Origin of the sequence: Shewanella alkalitolerans (genome assembly GCF_019457575.1) — a bacterium.
Taxonomy (GTDB): domain Bacteria; phylum Pseudomonadota; class Gammaproteobacteria; order Enterobacterales; family Shewanellaceae; genus Shewanella; species Shewanella loihica.
The window spans coordinates 2376618-2394243 of sequence record NZ_CP080422.1; the positions used below are offsets into that span (position 1 = coordinate 2376618).

The 17626-nt window shown below is 55.6% G+C and carries 16 protein-coding genes and 1 riboswitch; of the genes, 8 read left to right on the forward strand and 8 right to left on the reverse strand.

The genetic code is table 11. The features are described 5' to 3' along the window. Positions 1–62: 62 nt before the first annotated feature. From cmoA to K0J45_RS10690, 8 genes are read left to right on the forward strand one after another with little or no spacing between them, the layout of a single operon-like run. On the forward strand, positions 63–794 hold the full coding sequence (gene cmoA, locus K0J45_RS10655; protein ID WP_011865879.1) for a carboxy-S-adenosyl-L-methionine synthase CmoA: 732 nt from the start codon (positions 63–65) through the stop codon (positions 792–794). Further along, the gene (gene cmoB / locus K0J45_RS10660) at positions 791–1783 is read left to right on the forward strand and encodes a tRNA 5-methoxyuridine(34)/uridine 5-oxyacetic acid(34) synthase CmoB (RefSeq protein WP_220042539.1); all 993 of its coding nucleotides are present in this window, start codon (positions 791–793) and stop codon (positions 1781–1783) included. Before cmoA ends, cmoB begins: the two co-directional genes overlap by 4 nt. 25 nt (positions 1784–1808) lie before the next feature. Then, positions 1809–2546 (forward strand): ATP-dependent zinc protease family protein, encoded by a 738-nt coding sequence (locus K0J45_RS10665; RefSeq protein ID WP_220042540.1) that lies wholly within the window; start codon positions 1809–1811, stop codon positions 2544–2546. 15 nt (positions 2547–2561) lie between these two features. Then, positions 2562–4067 (forward strand): inactive transglutaminase family protein, encoded by a 1506-nt coding sequence (locus tag K0J45_RS10670; RefSeq protein WP_220042541.1) that lies wholly within the window; start codon positions 2562–2564, stop codon positions 4065–4067. Positions 4068–4069: 2 nt separating this feature from the next. Further along, positions 4070–5026 carry an alpha-L-glutamate ligase-like protein gene (locus K0J45_RS10675; protein ID WP_011865883.1) on the forward strand — a complete coding sequence of 319 codons (957 nt, stop codon included), beginning with the start codon at positions 4070–4072 and terminating at the stop codon, positions 5024–5026. Continuing rightward, entirely contained in the window at positions 4989–6764 is a 1776-nt protein-coding gene (locus tag K0J45_RS10680) for a gluzincin family metallopeptidase (protein WP_220042542.1), read from the forward strand. Before K0J45_RS10675 ends, K0J45_RS10680 begins: the two co-directional genes overlap by 38 nt. Continuing rightward, positions 6739–7890 (forward strand): DUF3541 domain-containing protein, encoded by a 1152-nt coding sequence (locus K0J45_RS10685; protein WP_220042543.1) that lies wholly within the window; start codon positions 6739–6741, stop codon positions 7888–7890. The genes K0J45_RS10680 and K0J45_RS10685 overlap by 26 nt, the downstream gene beginning before the upstream one ends. A gap of 15 nt (positions 7891–7905) precedes the next feature. Then, positions 7906–8829: a LysR family transcriptional regulator gene (locus K0J45_RS10690; RefSeq protein WP_220042544.1), complete on the forward strand. Its 924-nt coding sequence runs from the start codon at positions 7906–7908 to the stop codon at positions 8827–8829. Here the strand turns inward: K0J45_RS10690 and K0J45_RS10695 are convergent. The 8 genes from K0J45_RS10695 to thiC form a co-directional block, all read right to left on the reverse strand. Then, positions 8794–9774 (reverse strand): putative metalloprotease CJM1_0395 family protein, encoded by a 981-nt coding sequence (locus K0J45_RS10695; protein WP_220042545.1) that lies wholly within the window; start codon positions 9772–9774, stop codon positions 8794–8796. The genes K0J45_RS10690 and K0J45_RS10695 overlap by 36 nt on opposite strands. Before the next feature lie 432 nt (positions 9775–10206). Continuing rightward, positions 10207–10476 carry a hypothetical protein gene (locus tag K0J45_RS10700; protein ID WP_011865888.1) on the reverse strand — a complete coding sequence of 90 codons (270 nt, stop codon included), beginning with the start codon at positions 10474–10476 and terminating at the stop codon, positions 10207–10209. A gap of 102 nt (positions 10477–10578) precedes the next feature. Next, a complete protein-coding gene (thiH, locus tag K0J45_RS10705) occupies positions 10579–11697 on the reverse strand; it encodes a 2-iminoacetate synthase ThiH (protein ID WP_220042546.1) in 1119 nt (372 codons plus the stop codon). Between the two features lie 4 nt (positions 11698–11701). Further along, on the reverse strand, positions 11702–12475 hold the full coding sequence (locus tag K0J45_RS10710; protein ID WP_220042547.1) for a thiazole synthase: 774 nt from the start codon (positions 12473–12475) through the stop codon (positions 11702–11704). A gap of 1 nt (position 12476) precedes the next feature. Then, entirely contained in the window at positions 12477–12686 is a 210-nt protein-coding gene (thiS, locus tag K0J45_RS10715; RefSeq protein WP_220042548.1) for a sulfur carrier protein ThiS, read from the reverse strand. Next, positions 12679–13527, reverse strand: coding sequence for a HesA/MoeB/ThiF family protein (locus K0J45_RS10720; protein WP_220042549.1), 849 nt, complete (start codon positions 13525–13527; stop codon positions 12679–12681). Before K0J45_RS10720 ends, thiS begins: the two co-directional genes overlap by 8 nt. Further along, a complete protein-coding gene (locus K0J45_RS10725) occupies positions 13514–15265 on the reverse strand; it encodes a bifunctional hydroxymethylpyrimidine kinase/phosphomethylpyrimidine kinase (protein WP_220042550.1) in 1752 nt (583 codons plus the stop codon). The genes K0J45_RS10720 and K0J45_RS10725 overlap by 14 nt, the downstream gene beginning before the upstream one ends. Before the next feature lie 2 nt (positions 15266–15267). Beyond that, entirely contained in the window at positions 15268–17304 is a 2037-nt protein-coding gene (gene thiC / locus K0J45_RS10730; protein ID WP_220042551.1) for a phosphomethylpyrimidine synthase ThiC, read from the reverse strand. 177 nt (positions 17305–17481) lie between these two features. Then, positions 17482–17580: riboswitch (TPP riboswitch) on the reverse strand. Positions 17581–17626 lie beyond the last annotated feature (46 nt).

Here is a 17626-nt window from a genome sequence, read left to right on the forward strand (position 1 = left end):
GACTTGCTGCGAACTGTTATCATTAGCTAGAATGAAATATTGAATTTACTCAAAAAACTCTGATGAACTCAACTCAAGATACTATTTACGCACAGGCCTGTGAACATATCAGTGACTTTCAATTCGACGATAGAGTCGCAGGCGTCTTTAGCGATATGATCCGCCGTTCTGTTCCCGGCTATGGACAGATCATCAACACCCTGGGCGATTTCGCCGACAAATGTGTCACCCCCAATAGCAAGATATATGATTTAGGCTGCTCCCTTGGCGCGGCCACCCTGAGCGTGCGTCGCCGCATCGAAGGTCGCGGATGTGAGATCATCGCCGTCGACAACAGCGAGTCTATGATCGAACGCTGTAAACAGAACCTCAGCGCCTATGTCAGCGAAACCCCGGTCGACCTTATCTGCGCCGATATACGCGATATCGAGATCCAAGATGCCTCCATGGTCATCTTAAACTTCACCATGCAGTTTTTGGCCCCGGAAGACAGACAGACGCTGATCGCCAAGATCTATCAGGGACTCAAGCCCGGCGGCATTCTGGTGCTGTCAGAGAAATTAGTGTTCGAAGACGAGCCGGTGCAGCATCTGCTGGACGAGCTACACCTCGACTTTAAGCGCGCCAACGGCTATAGCGAGCTTGAGATCAGCCAAAAGCGCAGCTCGCTCGAGCATGTAATGAAACCTGACACCCTGCCCCAGCATCAGCAAAGGCTTAAAGCCCAGGGCTTTAGCCATTTCAGCGTCTGGTTCCAATGTTTTAATTTCGCATCTATGGTGGCCATCAAGTGATCAGCTTCAGCTCCTTTTATCAACAAATCGCCGATTCCAATCTTCAACATTGGTTAGAAGAGCTGCCGGCGATCCTCGGCCAGTGGCAACGTGAACATAAGCATGGCAACCTACCCAAGTGGGAGAAGGTGCTCAATAAGTTGCACTATCCTGCGCCGGACAGAATCGATTTCACCACTAAGGTAGAAGTGGGCAGCGGCGAGCAGCTCAGCAAGGGACAGCAGGAGAAACTCAAGAACCTGCTAAAACTCTTCTGCCCCTGGCGCAAGGGGCCCTTCGATCTACACGGCATCCATATCGACACCGAGTGGCGCTCAGATTGGAAATGGGAGCGAGTTCAGCCCCATATCTCACCACTGAAGAATCGCACCGTGCTGGATGTCGGCTGTGGCAGCGGCTATCACATGTGGCGTATGCTAGGTGACGGCGCTAAACGCGTCGTGGGTATCGACCCCTCGCCGTTGTTTCTGTGTCAATTTGAGGCGGTAAAACGCCTGGCGGGCAATGACCACCCAGTGCACCTGCTGCCACTTGGCATAGAGCAGCTACCGCCACTGGATGCCTTCGACACCGTCTTCTCCATGGGCGTGCTCTATCACAGACGCTCCCCCATAGATCACCTGCTGCAACTGAGGGATCAACTGAGGACCGGCGGTGAACTCGTCCTCGAGACCTTAGTGGTCGATGGCGATGAAAATACCGTACTGGTCCCAGGGGAGCGCTACGGCAAGATGAACAATGTCTGGTTCCTGCCGTCGGCCAATGCGCTGGAAGCCTGGCTGAAGAAGGCGGATTTTGTCGATGTTCGCTGCGTCGATATCGATGTGACTTCACTTGCAGAGCAGCGCAGCACAGAATGGATGCCTAATGAGTCCTTGGTGGACTACCTGGATCCTAACGATGTCAGCATGACGGTTGAGGGGTATCCGGCGCCCAAACGCGCCACTTTTATCGCCGTTAAGAATCAACCCAACAAAGATTTGGTTTAAACAAGAATAGTAAACGGGAAGCACTATGTTAAAACAGATGACCACTCTCGCCCTGGTAACCAGCCTGGTAGGCTGCGCGGCCACCCAAGATCCTAAGCAGCCCGCGCCTGTCGATGTCGACACCTTCAATGCCAGCCTGAGCGAGCAGAAGAGCGAGCTAGTCACCCTGATCAGCACCAGCCAAAGCGAGCAGCAGGCGGCGCTGACTTCCCTGTCTGCCCAGCTAGAGCAGCTGTCCAAGCAGGTGGCGGCCGTTAAGACCCAGCCCGAGAAGCAGGTGGTACAGGTGCCAGTGCAGTGTGACCCATCTCCTATCGGTGACAAGTTTATCCTGGGGGCGGTAGAACACGTCTATGTCGATGAGATCAAGGCAGGCTTCGAGACCCGTATCGATACCGGCGCCGAATCCTCATCGCTGGATGCCCACAACATCATACTGTTCGAGCGTAATGGCAAGCAGTGGGTGCGCTTCGATGTGTTCACTCAAGGCGCTGATAAGCCATCACAGACCTTCGAGTCAAAGGTCGAGCGCTTCGTGCGCATCAAGCAAGATGCCGATGATAAGAATGACAGACGCCCGGTGATCCATGCCCATCTACAGATTGGCAACTACAAGGCGGAAACCGATCTCAACCTGGTCGATCGTAGTCACCTCGACTATCAGCTGCTGCTGGGACGTAAGTTTATGCAAGACATTGCCGTCGTCGATGTAGGACAGACTTTTGTGCACGGTAAGAACAATCCATCAAAAACAGCCAAATAATAGGATGTAAATTCGATGCACTCTAAAAAACCTTTTTATATCTTAGTGGCCCTGCTGTTTATCGCAGGCATCGCCGCCAGCGTCTATCGCGGCATAGAACATAATGTCCCCTTCCTCCCTGGCGAGCAGGTACAGAGCTGGGCCGTGGATGCCAAGGTGAGCTTCCAAGGAACCGGCGAACCTGCCGAGGTGACCTTCTCGCTGCCCAAGGATCCTGCCTTTGAGATCTTAGCGGAAAACGCCACCTCACCTGGCTACGGCTTGTCAGCCACAGAGGATGACACAGGCCGTCAGGTCACCTGGTCGACCCGCGAGGCGATTGGTCAGCAAGATCTCTACTATAAGGTGACACTAGTACCGACCGGCAAGAATGAGATCCCGGCCGACAAAGAACCCGACGCGCCGCAGGCCTACAACTGGCCCGCCACAGAGAAAGCCGCCGCCGAGCAGGTGATGAACGAGATCTGGTCTCGCAGCGCCACTAACCTGTCGTTTGCTCAGCAGCTTAACAAGAGCTTCAATGCTACAGAACGTAGCCAGAACCTTGAGCTACTGCTGACCAGCAACTCCCGCGCCGAGCTGTTTATCCGCATGCTCAACAGCAAGGGGATCCCGGCGAAGAAAGTCAGCGGTCTGTTTTTAGAAGATCAACGTCGTCGTCAGCAGCTGACCAACTATGTTGAGGTCTATCATCAGGGTCAGTGGATCATCTTCAATCCCAACGATGGTACTCAGGGACGCCCTGACAACCTGCTCATCTGGGATAGAACCGCCAAGTCGACCCTGGACGTAGTAGGCGGGGTTAACTCTCAGGTTAACTTCTCTATGTTACAAGACACCCGCTCGGCGCTCGCCACCTCTATCGACATGCTGAAGAACAAGAATGCCTTGGACTTCTCCCTCTATCAGCTACCGCTGGAAGAGCAGAGCCTGTTTAAGGGTATCTTACTGATCCCTATCGGCGTGCTTATGGTGGTGTTCCTGCGGGTGATTATCGGCATCAAGACCTCGGGTACCTTCATGCCCGTGCTGATCGCCCTGGCCTTTATTCAGACCACACTGCTGACCGGCCTTGTTGGCTTCCTGCTGATCGTCGCCTTCGGCCTGATGATCCGCTCTTATCTATCGGATCTCAACCTCTTGCTGATCTCGCGGATCTCGGCGGTGATCATTGTGGTGATCGGCATCATAGGCCTGTTTACCCTGCTCTCTTACAAATTCGGTTTGAGCGAGGGTCTCACCATCACCTTCTTCCCGATGATCATCTTGGCATGGACCATCGAACGTATGTCGATTCTCTGGGAAGAGGAAGGCGCCAAAGAGGTAATGGTTCAGGGCGGTGGCAGCCTGTTTGTTGCCACCTTAGCCTACCTGGCCATGAGCGCTACCTGGGTACAACACTGGGTATTTAACTTCCTGGGTATCCACCTGGTGATCCTGGCAACTGTACTCCTGATGGGCCAATACACAGGTTATAAGTTATTGGAACTTAGACGCTTTAGACCTTTAGCGGGAGAATAACTATGCTGTTTGCAAAGCCCCGAAAGCTGAAGGAAAACGGCGTACTTGGCATGAACAAGCGCAACATCGACTACATAGGTCGCTATAACCCGCGCAAGTTCTACAAGCGAGTGGATGACAAGCTCACCACCAAGCAGCTGGCCCTGGCGAACGATATCGCCGTGCCGGCGCTAATCGGCACCGTCTGTCAGCAACATGAGATCATGCACATACCCGAGATGGTCAACAACCGTGACGGTTTCGTGATCAAGCCGTCACAGGGCTCTGGCGGTAAAGGGATCTTGGTGATCACTAAGGTGGAAAATGGCCACTATTTCAAGCCCAACGGTCATGAGGTGACCCCAAGCGAGATCGACCGCCATATCTCTAACATCTTGAGCGGCCTCTTCTCCCTGGGCGGCAAGCCAGATGTGGCCATCGTCGAGGGACTCATCGAGTTCGACCCCGTGTTCGACGGCTACTCCTTCGAAGGGGTACCCGACATTCGTTTGATCGTTTTCAAGGGCTTCCCCGTGATGGGCATGCTCAGGCTATCCACTGCAGCGTCCGACGGTAAGGCCAACCTGCACCAAGGCGCCGTGGGCGTTGGCTTGGATATCGGCACAGGCCGTGGCCTGCATGCGGTGCAGTTTGACCGTCCGCTCGATCTGCATCCGGATACCGACAAGAAGCTCACCGAGATCCAGGTGCCCCACTGGGACACGCTTCTGCATACGGCCTCTAAGGCCTATGAGATGAGTGAGCTGGGTTATCTGGGTACCGACATGGTACTGGATCAAAAGCTTGGTCCTCTGCTGCTTGAGCTCAACGCCCGTCCTGGTCTGGCGATTCAGATCGCCAACGGACAGGGCCTGCTGCCAAGGCTCAAACATGTCGAGCAGATGAAGAACAAATCTATGTCAGTGGAAGAGCGCGTCGCCTATGCTAAAACGCATTTTAGCAGTCTCCCTAGCGCTTAACTTCAGCCCGGCGGCCCAGGCCGCCTCTCCTATCACACTGCTCAGCGAGCAGTGTATCGACTATCAGGTTTCCCTGTCTCAAGCTCAGGAAAGCCCCACGCAGCTCGATGCCAGTGTACGACTCGAACGCGAGTTGATCGGCCTGTTTAACCTCAAAGACAGCGTGCGCTTCTATCGCCACTATCCCTTAAATGCCGAAGATAAAGAGGCGCTGCTTCAATGTCAGCTGCATCTGGCCGATGAGTTTGACCGCCTGGCACACGAGCCTTGGCTCCAGACCCAAAGCCAGAACTGGTCTCAAAGCGACGCGCCAGGGCTGCGCCAGTTTGGTCAGCTGCTGACGCAGCAGATTGCCGAGCAGATTGACCAGCAGCAGAAGGCAAAGATCCATACCGCCCAGGCCAGCGTCGCCCACGGCCTGAAGCAGAAAGACCTGTCGCTCAGCATAGGTCAGAGTCAGTGTCGCCTTACTGATGAAGAAACTCAGCATGCTGACCGACCAGAACAGGCCTTCGATAATTCGATAGCCAGCTACCTTATCCATCAAAAAGATGAAAGCTGTAAGCGTCAGGTGTGGCAGGCCTACCAAGTCAGGGCCAAACAGAAAAATCAGGCGGCCATCTCCCTCATCATGGCGACCAAACAAACGATAGCGCTCGAGCATGGCGCCGACGACTATGCAAGCTGGGCCCTGAGCCATCAGCGGCTCGCCAATCCCGCACAGGTCAAGCATTTCCTCGACAGCCAGACTCAGCTAGCCCCAGCCCCCTGGACACTGGGTTCCAAGCTTGCCGTGCTTTCCAAGGTCGAAGTAACACCGCGCTCGGGTGAGCAGCTGCTGGATGATATTCAAGCCGAACTTTCGCCATTCGGCCTTGAGTTTGAAACCGTTAACACCAATATGCTGCGGCTTTGGCATAAGGGGCGTTTGCTGGGAGATGTTTTTCTCGATCGCCCGCCCAAACCCCAATTAACAGGTTCGCAGCGAGCTAATCCGCCGCTAGGAAAACAAAAGCACCCCCCAACAGAGAAGGCGCAAACGCCGACAATTAAGACGCCGACGTTTAAGGAACCTAAGGCCCAGTTGAGCCCCCTGAGACAAACCGTAGTCGGGCAGCAATTTGGTCAGCTGACCCTGACCCTACCAGACCAGTTAAATGATTATCGCAGTCAGGAGCAGCTTATCGCAGCGGTGGCCGAGATGATGTCTCGCCTGCTCACCGGTGGGCGCTACTATCTCAACAACACCTTAGGCGATGGCCAGGCGATCGCCAGTCTCTGGCTGAATCAATATCTGAGCCAACAGCTGCTACCCGAGTTGCCATCCAATAGCCGCGAAGCCGAGCTTAAGGCCTTCTCCAAGCAGCTAAAGGTATTTCGCAGCAAGCTGGCTTTGTCTGCGTATCAAACCTCTGATAATCGTCTCTACCGGAATCTCAGCCAGGAATTTGGTGCCAGTTTCGGCGCGCCCTGGCCAGGTGCCGATGACGCCCTCTACAGTTTTACCGGTGTGGTGACTCAAGGGCCACTTTATTACCTCACGCTGTGGCATCAGCGCCTGGCTGAGCAGATCTTGAGTGACGCTCAGCTGGAGGCAACAAGCGTTTTTGAACTCCTTCTCATCAACGAGCAGCAACAGCCCCTTGATGAGCAACTCACCGCAATTTTTGGCAGCGCGCAATCTGTCGCCACCATCCTAGAAAGGAGCCAACATGATCAACCTAAGCCCGTACTCTAGAATCTTTGGTGCACTCGCACTCACCTCCGCCCTGCTGCTCCCTAGCCTGCCCGCCTCGGCTAAGGCGACAGCATCACTGGACGCACAGGGCGTCAAACAGGCGATCCAACAAAATCTGGAAGATAACCTCTACCAGCTGCCACCAAGGGTGCAGGGACATTACGGCATCCGCCTCTATCGCATGACGGGCGATGACAAGTATGCCAATGCGGCCCTGGTCGATCTGTACGCCGTCACAGAGTCTCAGGCCTTTTATGCCTGCCAGCTGGATAAACCGGGTTTTATCGAGCAAGAAGCTCAGGCCGCCATCGACGTGCTGGGTAAGGGCCCAAGAGCCAAGGCGCGCAAGAAGGCGCTGGCTCCCTTCCCCGAATTTCTCTTCTATACCGACGTGCTACTAAGGTTCTCCAGCCGCATCGATGAGTTTGGTCTACAAGGTCCCTGCCACGACAAGTTGATCAAGGCGCTAAAGGCCACCGATCTTCAACGCGGGCTCACCGACAAGGCGATGATCGAAGCCTGGGCGGCGCAGCTGGTGAACTATGTTTACTGGGCGAAGCAGCTTGGTGTGGGTGATTATGTGCAGGAGTATAAGGACGGCTTCAATCGCGTCTATCCTCAGAGTCGCGATGCCAAACTCGATAAGAAGCAGTTTCGCAACAAAATCTACGGCATGACACACTTTATCTTTGCCGCCAGTGAGTACTATCAGCATCCGGTCGATAGAAAGGAATTTGCCTGGATCTTAGATTACTTCGAGGCCAACATAGACAGGATCCTGAAAGACGCCACCGACGATATCATCGCCGAGGTGGGCATCAGCTTCCACCTGGCGGGAATGTCAGACAATCCTGTGGTGAAGAAGACCCAGGCGCACATCATGGCCGCCTTCGATCCTAAGGCGCAGACCATACCCTCACCCCGTGGCAACCCAGATCTCGCCTTGGGCGAGCACCGCAACGTATTAGCCATGATGCTGTTAGATTGGCCTAAGACTCTGCATCAGGGCCCCTATTTCCATAATCTTAAGGCAACCAAGAAGTACCTGCCTAAGCTGGTCAGCATCAAGGCTGATGCTGCAAAGGAAAAAGCCGATAAAGCAAAATCTAAAGCCGAAACGCATTAGGAGCGCAGGAGCAGTATGAGTCAGGCAAAATCGACCTTCGAGCAGTGGCGCATCCTACAGGCGGTCGTCGACTGTGGTGGCTACGCCCAGGCGGCAGAGAAGCTCAACAAGAGTCAATCTTCCCTTAACCATGCGGTGGCCAAACTGCAGACCCAGTTGGGGGTCGCCCTGCTGGAAGTCAGAGGACGCAAGGCTTACCTTACCGAGAGCGGCGAGGTGCTACTGCGACGCTCTCGCCACATCACCCGCTCGGTGAGTGAGTTGGAGCAGTTAGCCAGCAATCTGGAGAAAGGCTGGGAGCCGAGCCTATTGATCTCCCGCGAGATGATCTATCCCATGGAGCATCTCATCGACGCCCTGGCCGAGTTTGAGCCTCAGGGGCGCGGCACCCGGATCACCATCTTAGATTCGGTGATCAGCGGCAGTGCAGAACTGGTAGAGTCGGAAGCCGTGGATCTCGCCATCATAGGCGGCGCGCCGCCAAAGGGTCATCTGGCTCAGCCCCTATGTAACGTCGATTTTCACCTGGTCTGTCACCCCTCTCATCCCCTGGCGAGCATGGAGTTACCGCTGGACGATCAGACGCTAGCTGAGCAGCTACAGATAGTGATCAAAGATACGGGCCAGATCGCCCGCGGCGAGCTGGGTTGGCTCAAGGCGGAGCGGCGCTGGACGGTAGCCAATTTCCATGAGGCCCTGGTGGTTCTGTCCAAGGGGCTGGGCTTTTGCTGGATCCCCAGTCATCTGATCTGCGATGCTATCAAGGAAGGTCGCCTCACCCGCTTGACGCTCAAGGGCTCGAGTCACCGTCAGGTGCCGCTCAGCCTGGTTATCCCCAACCGCGATAAGCAAGGACCCGCCTCACAGCTGCTCGAGCAGTTGATCCTTAAGAATCATTCAGTCTTAGAGGGAGAAGGCGAAGGACGAGGAAGATGCTGAAGAAGCGTCAGACTCTCCCGCTTGGTAGCGCATCGACAGGGCTTCAGCGCTAAACAGAAGACCATTGGCGGCCAGGAGCTGGCGACTGATCCGCTCTATCGATTGTGAAGGGCTTCTATCATCATCCAGCGGTGAGGGGGAATCGATTCTGGCCGCAGAGATCTTGCCCTTTTCATCCACGCTACCGCTCACCTTTGGCGTCACTGGCTCTGGCAGCTGACGCTGCTGCTCACTCTTACCGGCATCGATAAGCGGCTTCATCTGCTCTGGGGTGATAGCGCTTTGCTGACGCGTCTTAGCCAGCTCGGCCTTGGCCGTATTCATCTTACGCAGGGCTTCGCTGGCCACCCGGATATCTGCCATCGAAGGGGTCGCGGGCGCCATCGCCGCCGCGTAGACCTGCTTCATCTTGTTCAGGGTAGCCAGGGGATCTCCAGGCACAGAGGAGATATCGATCGCCACCTCGCCATCAACCGCATAACGCCTGCCATCGCTACCCTGTTCATACTTAAAACTTGGGCTGCGGGCGAAGGTGCCGCCAACGCTGGCGTGGGCCTGCTCATGGGCTCTCACCTCGGCGTCACGTCTGGACAGCTCTTTCAGCTCAGCTTCCTGACGGGCAAGTTCAGGATCTTGTGAGTGGCTCTCATCACCTGGTGCGTCCTTTCGATCTTGCTTATCCGCGAAGGGGTTGTATGCCTCGCCGCGGGTTTCCTTGGCCCCACCAAAGATATCGACTACCGGCTTTTCACCCTCAATTGAACTGCCGCGACTAACGTCAACGCCGCCTTGTCCGCCTGCTGTACTCGGACTTTGTCCTTCATGACGACTTGTATCAGGCGCTAGACCGGGAGTTAAACCAAAGTCAGGTATTACGCCGCCTCCAGTGCCCGGTAGTGCAGGAGCGACATCGGCCCCGCCGCCATTGCCCATGCCTTTGCTCAAGCCACTGCTAAAACCAGAGCTCGCCGTTTGGTTGAGTAGGCCGCCGACTCCGAGCGGCCCGCTGGAGAGGCTATACCCCCCTTGAGTCGACGAACTGCTATTGAAGATAGGCTGGCTTATACTTGAGCCGCTTTGTGTTAACAGGCCAGAACTTAAGTGACCAGAGGTAAGTACACTGGTTGCACCCGAAGGCGTCGAAGAAACCGCCGTGTTGGCCTTTAGGCTGGCATGCGACGCTTGTTGAGTGACTGCTGGCGTTGAAGCGGAGCTTATGGAACTTGAAACAGCACTTACAGAACTTGAAGCTCTATTTGAAGAAGATAAAGAAGCTGTAGAGGATGAGGAAATTGAAGACGTTGAAGCAGAAGAAGACGGCAATGCGCTAAGGCGCATTGCCGTTAAGGGGGGCGTAGTCATGGCGCCGGCCATGGCCTACACCTTGATATCTATCACTGTACCTAGGGTCTCGTTAGCGGTCTCTAATACTTCAACCGCGGCTTCCCCTTGGTTTTTCGATTCTATCGCCGAGACCAGGGCCTCAGTTTTATCTGTGGCGTTGACCGGATTGGTCGTCTCTGTGCCGCCAGCTTCACTCACCTGAGGTTGGCTGGGTTTGGCGACATCCACAGTAGCCTGAGTCAGGCCAGACTGAGCGCTCTGCAAGCCGGCCAGACCGGAAGAAAAGCTCGATGGTATTTCCATAATTGATGGCCCTTTTTCATGAGTCACAGTTATGGCTAATTATTAATCAAAGGCCAAGCAAAGTACAGCATTACAGAGGGCTCGGCTAACATCTTGAATTGGTTAGCCTGCGCCTATCCAGCCAGCCTCCCAGTCTTTCCACACAGGGGTAAAGCCACGGCTTCGAAGGACACTGGCAACCTCGGCGGCGCTACGTTCATCGCTGATCTCAAACTGATCTAGCTGAGCGGCCGGATTGACATAGCCACCCGGTTCGGTGCGACTACCGGCGCTCATCTGGGTGATGCCGAGCCCTATCAGGTTATCTCTCAAACTAGGCGTCTCTCGGGTCGAGAGGCTGATCTCAAGCTGCTCGTTGAAGAGACGAAAGGCGCAGATAAGTTGTACTAAACCTTTGTCGGTCAACTGCACCTTGGGCGTGATACCGCCGACGCAGGGTCTGAGCCTAGGCAGGGATATGCTGTAACGACTGCGCCAGAAGCGGCGCTCGAGATAATCCAGGTGATAGCCCATCAAGAGCGCGTCCATGCGCCAATCATCGAGACCCAGTAACACACCTAGGCCTATCTTATCTACGCCCGCCTGGGCGATCCGCTCCGGCGATTCGAGACGATAGCCATAGTCCTGCTTATTGCCCCTCAGGTGATGTCTGCGATAGGTCTCAGGATCGTAGGTTTCCTGATAGAGCATCACGGCATCCAGCCCCTTCTCCACCAAAATCCCATAGTGTTCACGGCTCAGCGGCTGCACCTCCATGGCCACATGGCTAAATTCCGCCTTCACCAAGGGTAAGATATCGGCAAAGTAATCTATGCCGACCTTGGTTTCATGCTCGCCGGAGACCAACAAGATGGAATCAAATCCCTGAGGCTTGATCACCGCCATCTCCGCCGCCAGTTCATCATGGCTAAGCACCTTGCGCTTAAGCTTGTTGCTCATGGTGAAACCACAGTAGTCACACTCGTTGGCGCAGAGATTTGAGAGATAGAGCGGCAGATAGAGGCCGATGTTGTGACCAAATCGCTGCCGGGTTAAGGCGGCAGCACGTTGCGCCATCGGCTCTAGGTACTCCTCGGCGGCCGGCGACAGCAGGGCTAACAGATGATCCAAGTTGCCCTGCTCACCCTCGATCGCCGCTTCTACCTGGGCCGCCGTGGTGGAATAGAGCGCCATACGCAACTGCTCGCGAGAGAGTCCACTCAAGGTATCGAAGAAACTCATTGGGTTACTCCGATAAGAAGGCGGTGAGCGCCTGCTGGGGACTGGTGCCAATCGCCCTCTGGTGAACCTGGGCCAGGCCCGCCTCATAGGCCTTACGCCCAGTGGCGACTGCATCGGCAAAGCAGAGCGCCATCTTCACCGGATCGCGGCTGGCGGCAATTGCCGTGTTCACTAGTACGGCGCTCGCGCCCATCTCCATCGCCGCCATCGCCTGAGAGGGTGAGCCGATCCCGGCATCGACCACCACGGGCACCTTGGCCTGCTCTATGATGATCTTCAAAAATGCAGCCGTCTCCAGTCCGCGATTTGAGCCTATTGGGCTACCCAGAGGCATCACGGCCGCGCAGCCCACAGACTCAAGATTACGGCAGAGCACAGGATCGGCATGCACATAGGGCAATACGGTAAAGCCGCGCTCACACAGCACCTTGGCGGCGTTAAAGGTCTCGATGGGATCTGGCATCAAATACTTAGGATCGGGGTGGATCTCAAGTTTTACCCAGGAGGTACCCAGCACCTCACGAGCTAGCTCGGCGACGAAGATCGCCTCCTTGGCATTGCGCGCCCCCGAGGTGTTGGGCAGCAGCTTAACGCCGCTCTGACGTATGGGCGCCAGAATATCATCGAAACCCGCCTTAAGATCGAGCCGCTTCATCGCCAGTGTCACCAACTGTGAACCGCTGGCCGCCAAGGCCGCCAACATCTGATCGGCACTGGCAAACTTTCCCGTGCCGGTAAATAAGCGTGAAGAGAACCGATTATCGCCTATCGTTAACATATTAACCTCCTGCCACTACGCCAAAGAGTTCAATCACATCGCCCGCTTCACACAGGGTCAACGCCCACTGTGACTTGGGGACCACCTCGCCTGCCCGCACCAGCGCCACACTATCCAGGGCTATCTGCTGGCTCTCCAACATGGACTGCAGACTCGCGTTATCTGGCACCTGTATTATCTGACCATTCAAACTTAAGCTGATCTCACTCATCTATCTCTCCTAAGGCCGATGAACAGGTAGTCTCGTCATGTGTCGCATAAACCTCTTCATTCAATTCTTTAATTGCCGCACAGACCGAGCACTTGGGATCCCGGCGCAGCGTGAACTTTCGCATCTCGCCAGTTAATCCATCGAACCTATGCAGCAAGCCTAGACCCGGTAATCCCAAAAATAACTTTATCGCCAGCAGCGCCTGCATAGAGGCCATGGTGCCCACCATGGGCCCAAGTATGCCGATAGTGCTGCAGCTCTCGCTCACCCTTAGCTCTGCCGGAAACAGACAGTGATAACAGCCGCTGTCTGGAGATTTACTCAGATCGAACGCCATCAACTGACCGGCAAAGTGGGCCGCTGCCGCCACCACGTTAGGCGTGCTCAGCGCCACACAGGCGGCATTGATATGCTGGCGCGTGGCGAAGTTGTCGCTGCAATCGAGCACCAGATCCACACCTGAGAGCAGAGACTCGGCGTTATCGCCATCCAGACGGACAACCTTGGCCGATATCTGCACTTGTGCTGAGAGTGGGCTGTTTTGAGCCGAGCCTTTTTCTACCAGCCTGTCTCTGGCGAGTTCGACCTTATACTGGCCGCAATCGTCATGGGAAAACAGCAGCTGCCTGGGCAGGTTACTCAGCTCCACCTTGTCATCATCGATCAGAGTCATGCGGCCGATCCCCGCCGCGCTCAGATACTGGGCGCAGAGCTGACCCAAGCCGCCAAGCCCCACGATGGCAACACTTGCTTCCATCAGCCTTTGCTGGCCCAGTTCGCCGACCTCGGGCAACATGATCTGCCGTGAATACTGAATAAACGCACTATCATTGAGGGACATAGGCTTTCTCCCACATCCTGGCCAGCTGTTTATAGGCCTCGCCCGGCGAATCCGCCTGAGTTATCGCGCGCACCACGGCCACCGCCTCAACGTTTGTTGCTTTAACCTGCTCTAAACGCGAAGCATCTATACCGCCGATGGCCACTCTGGGGCAATCGGGCGTCCAAAGCGCGACCATACGAGCGAGCATACTCAACCCCTGAGGATTGGAAGGCATAGATTTCGTCGGTGTGGGGAAGATATGCCCCAGCGCCAGATAGGAAGGATTAAGCTGACTGGCCAGCGCCAACTCGAACACGCCATGACTGGAGACACCTAGGGCGATCCCCGCCTCGGCGATCCTATCGAGATCCGCCTCAAAAAGATCTTCCTGCCCCAGATGGATGCCAAAGGCGCCATGCTTTAACGCCAGCTGCCAGTGATCGTTGATAAACACCTGAGCATCGTATTTGCGCCCCAGCGCGATAGCCGCTTGGATCTGTGCATCTAACACGGCGGCACCTTGGCTCTCTTCTTGTTTGCACTTTCTTTGTTTGCTGTCTTCTCCTTTGCGACCTCTTTGGCCATCATCCTCAAGCTTGATCCTCAGCTGCGCCGTGCTTGCACCGGCGGCCAGTACCTGCTCTAAAGTATTCACATTATCCACCACGGGATACACCCCGATGGGACGTTTAAGCCTTGGAAAACTAAGCCCCGGGAAACTAGGCCTTGGAAAACTCAGCGTCGAGGGGCCATCTGAAGCGCGATCTGAAGAGCTAAACGAAGTGATGCCAGCCACCTCTGTGATACGGGGAAGCAATACCAGGCCAGAAGGCCAACCGCAGCGGGCTAAAGGCCCGGCGCCGGCGCCCAAGGCTTTGGCCGACACTATGCCTTGGCCTACATAGGTTTTAGCGAGCAAGATGGCGTCGTGGAGCACCAGGCCCTGGGCCAGAAAGCTGGCGATCGCCGAGGACAGGGTACAGCCGCTACCGTGATGATTGGGGTTATCGACCCGCTCGCCGCTCAGGCGAAAGCTAGTGTGCTGGTGCAGCGGCGAGGTATGCGCCACCGCATTACAGATAAAGAGATCTTCCGCCTTATCGCTATGCCAGAGCGCGCCCTTGTCACCGCCTGTGATCAGCAGATTACAGGCTAAGCGCCTTGAGAGTGCGCTTGCCTGAGCTAGCATCTCATTGTTTGTTTTCGCCTCTTCGCCCACTAACTTGCCAAACTCGCTGGCGTTTGGTGTCACAAGGGTAAGCAGCTTAGCGAAGGGACTGAAATCCAACCCGGCAAGGTGCTTGGGCTCAGTTTTGAGCTCAGTTTTGAGCTTAGTTTTGGGCTGAGCGGAGGCCTGAACAGCAGATTCGCCAGTCAAGGCATCGCCGCAGGACGCTACCATCACGGGATCCAGAATAATCGGGATAGGCTGGCCATCATCCGTTTTCAGTGGCGCCATATGGGTCGCCAGCCAATCGGCGACAAGGTTAATCTGACGCTGATTGGCAAGCAGCCCTATCTTGATCGCCCTTGGCGGCAGATCTGCCAGCAGGGTATCGAGCTGAGCGAGCAAGATACCCTTGCTCACAGGCTCGACACCGTTAACCGCCACCGAGTTTTGCGCGGTAACGCAGGTGATCACGCTGCAACCATGGCAGTCCAGATCCGCCATAGTCGCAAGATCTGCCTGAATGCCAGCACCGCCCCCGCTGTCTGAACCGGCAATGGTCCAGACGATAGGTTTTTTAGCGGACATGGCTACACCTCTTCTGCTTTTTCGAGAGCCGTAATTTCAAGAGCAGTACTTTCAAAAGTGGTACTTTCAAGAGAGGCGCTTTCAACGCCAGGGCTTTGCTTCACCGCGCTGTGATAGAGCTCGCTGCCACTTTGCTTAAACTGCGCCGACATCTGCGCCATCCCTTGCTGGATCTCTGCCTTTGGCGCGCTAGCAGTAACGTCAATCTGCTCAACCTCAATCTCCCTCACCTCAATCGCTTGGGCCGCGGCGTATTCGCGCACTTCTTGGGTGATCTTCATCGAGCAGAACTTGGGACCGCACATGGAGCAGAAATGGGCTACCTTGGCCGACTCCTGCGGAAGTGATTCGTCGTGATACGCCCTGGCGGTATCGGGATCCAGCCCCAGGTTGTATTGATCTTCCCAGCGGAACTCGAACCTCGCCTTAGACAAGGCGTTGTCGCGGATCTGCGCGCCAGGATGCCCCTTGGCTACATCGCCGGCATGGGCGGCAATCTTATAGGCGATCAGCCCCTGCTTAACATCTTCCTTGTTTGGCAGACCAAGATGCTCCTTGGGCGTCACGTAGCAGAGCATGGCGCAGCCATACCAGGCGATCATCGCCGCCCCTATGCCTGAGGTGAAGTGATCATAACCTGGAGCAATGTCGGTGGTCTGAGGGCCTAGGGTATAAAACGGCGCCTCGTCACACAGCTCGAGCTGCTTATCCATGTTCTCCTTGATAAGCTGCATCGGGATATGACCCGGCCCTTCGATGATGGTCTGCACGTCATACTGCCAGGCCTTCTTAACCAGCTCGCCTAAGGTTTCCAACTCGGCAAACTGCGCCTCGTCGTTAGCATCGGCGATGGAGCCTGGTCGCATGCCATCACCCAACGAGAGGGAGACATCGTAGGCGGCGCACAGCTGACAGATCTCATCGAAGTGTTCATAGAGGAAGTTTTCCTTGTGGTGAGAGAGGCACCACTTGGCCATGATGGAACCGCCACGAGAGACTATGCCTGTGAGGCGCTTGGCCGTCATGGGCACATAGCGCAGGAGCACACCGGCGTGAATGGTAAAATAATCCACCCCCTGCTCCGCCTGCTCGATCAGGGTATCTCTGAAGATCTCCCAGGTGAGATCTTCGGCGACGCCATTGACCTTCTCCAGCGCCTGATAGATGGGCACAGTCCCGATGGGCACTGGCGAGTTACGGATGATCCACTCGCGGGTCTCATGGATATAGCGACCGGTCGAAAGGTCCATCACGGTATCCGCGCCCCAACGGGTGGCCCACACCAGCTTCTCCACCTCCTCTTCGATAGAGGAGGTAACCGCCGAGTTACCTATGTTGGCGTTGACCTTCACCAGGAAATTACGGCCGATGATCATAGGTTCAGCCTCAGGGTGGTTGATGTTAAGCGGTAAGATTGCCCGGCCTGCCGCCAACTCCTGACGCACAAACTCTGGCGTGATCGGCTTACCTAGCTTGGCGCCGAAACTCTCACCCGGCGCGCGCTGATTTAGCACCTCGTCGGTCACTGTCTCGCGTGCCATGTTCTCACGCAGGGCCACATACTCCATCTCGGGGCTGATGATGCCGCGTCTGGCGTAGTGCATCTGAGTCACCACCTTGCCTTCAAGGGCGCGTCTTGGCTTGGGCAGCTGCTCAAACCTCAGATGATCTAGCCCCTCATCGGCCAGACGCTGCTGGGTAAAACCTGAGCTTACCTGCTCGAGTTCTTGGGTATCGCCGCGCTCGGCGATCCACTCGCTGCGCAGCTTAACAAGACCACGACGCACATCGATATCAGCCTCGGGATCTGAATAGGGCCCGGCGCAGTCATAGACTGTGATGGGGGGATTCTTCTCATAGACAGGCGCCTCAGCCGTGCCGCCAATCAGGGTGTCTGACTGAAAGATCTGCCGCATCGCGACCTTGAGATCTGGCCTGCTGCCGCTTAGGTAAAATTTTTGCGAATTAGGGTGTTGTAGGGGTTTGAGGTTATCGATAAAGGCCTGGGCCTCTGCTCGCATTTCACGACGTGTTGACATAAGCAATCTCACTATAGGGTTAGATGAAGTTGCTTGTCTGGAGAAGTTTGGCGTTGAGGGCATTGAGTCAGGCCAAATGGCCTGATTCAAAAATATGCTGGGTGTCACTGGGATTGCGCTCGCCAAATTTGCGGCGATTTTAATCCTATTGGCCGATAAAAAACGGCGGGACACTAAGGTCATATTATGCTTGTTTCCTTCGCAGGGACTAACCTGATCAGGTTCAACGGATCCCGAATAAACGGTCTCAGCCTAATGGCACTCCGACAAGAGGGGCTCAGTATAGACCTAAGAGATTGAGGGTGGCAAGCCCCTTTAAATG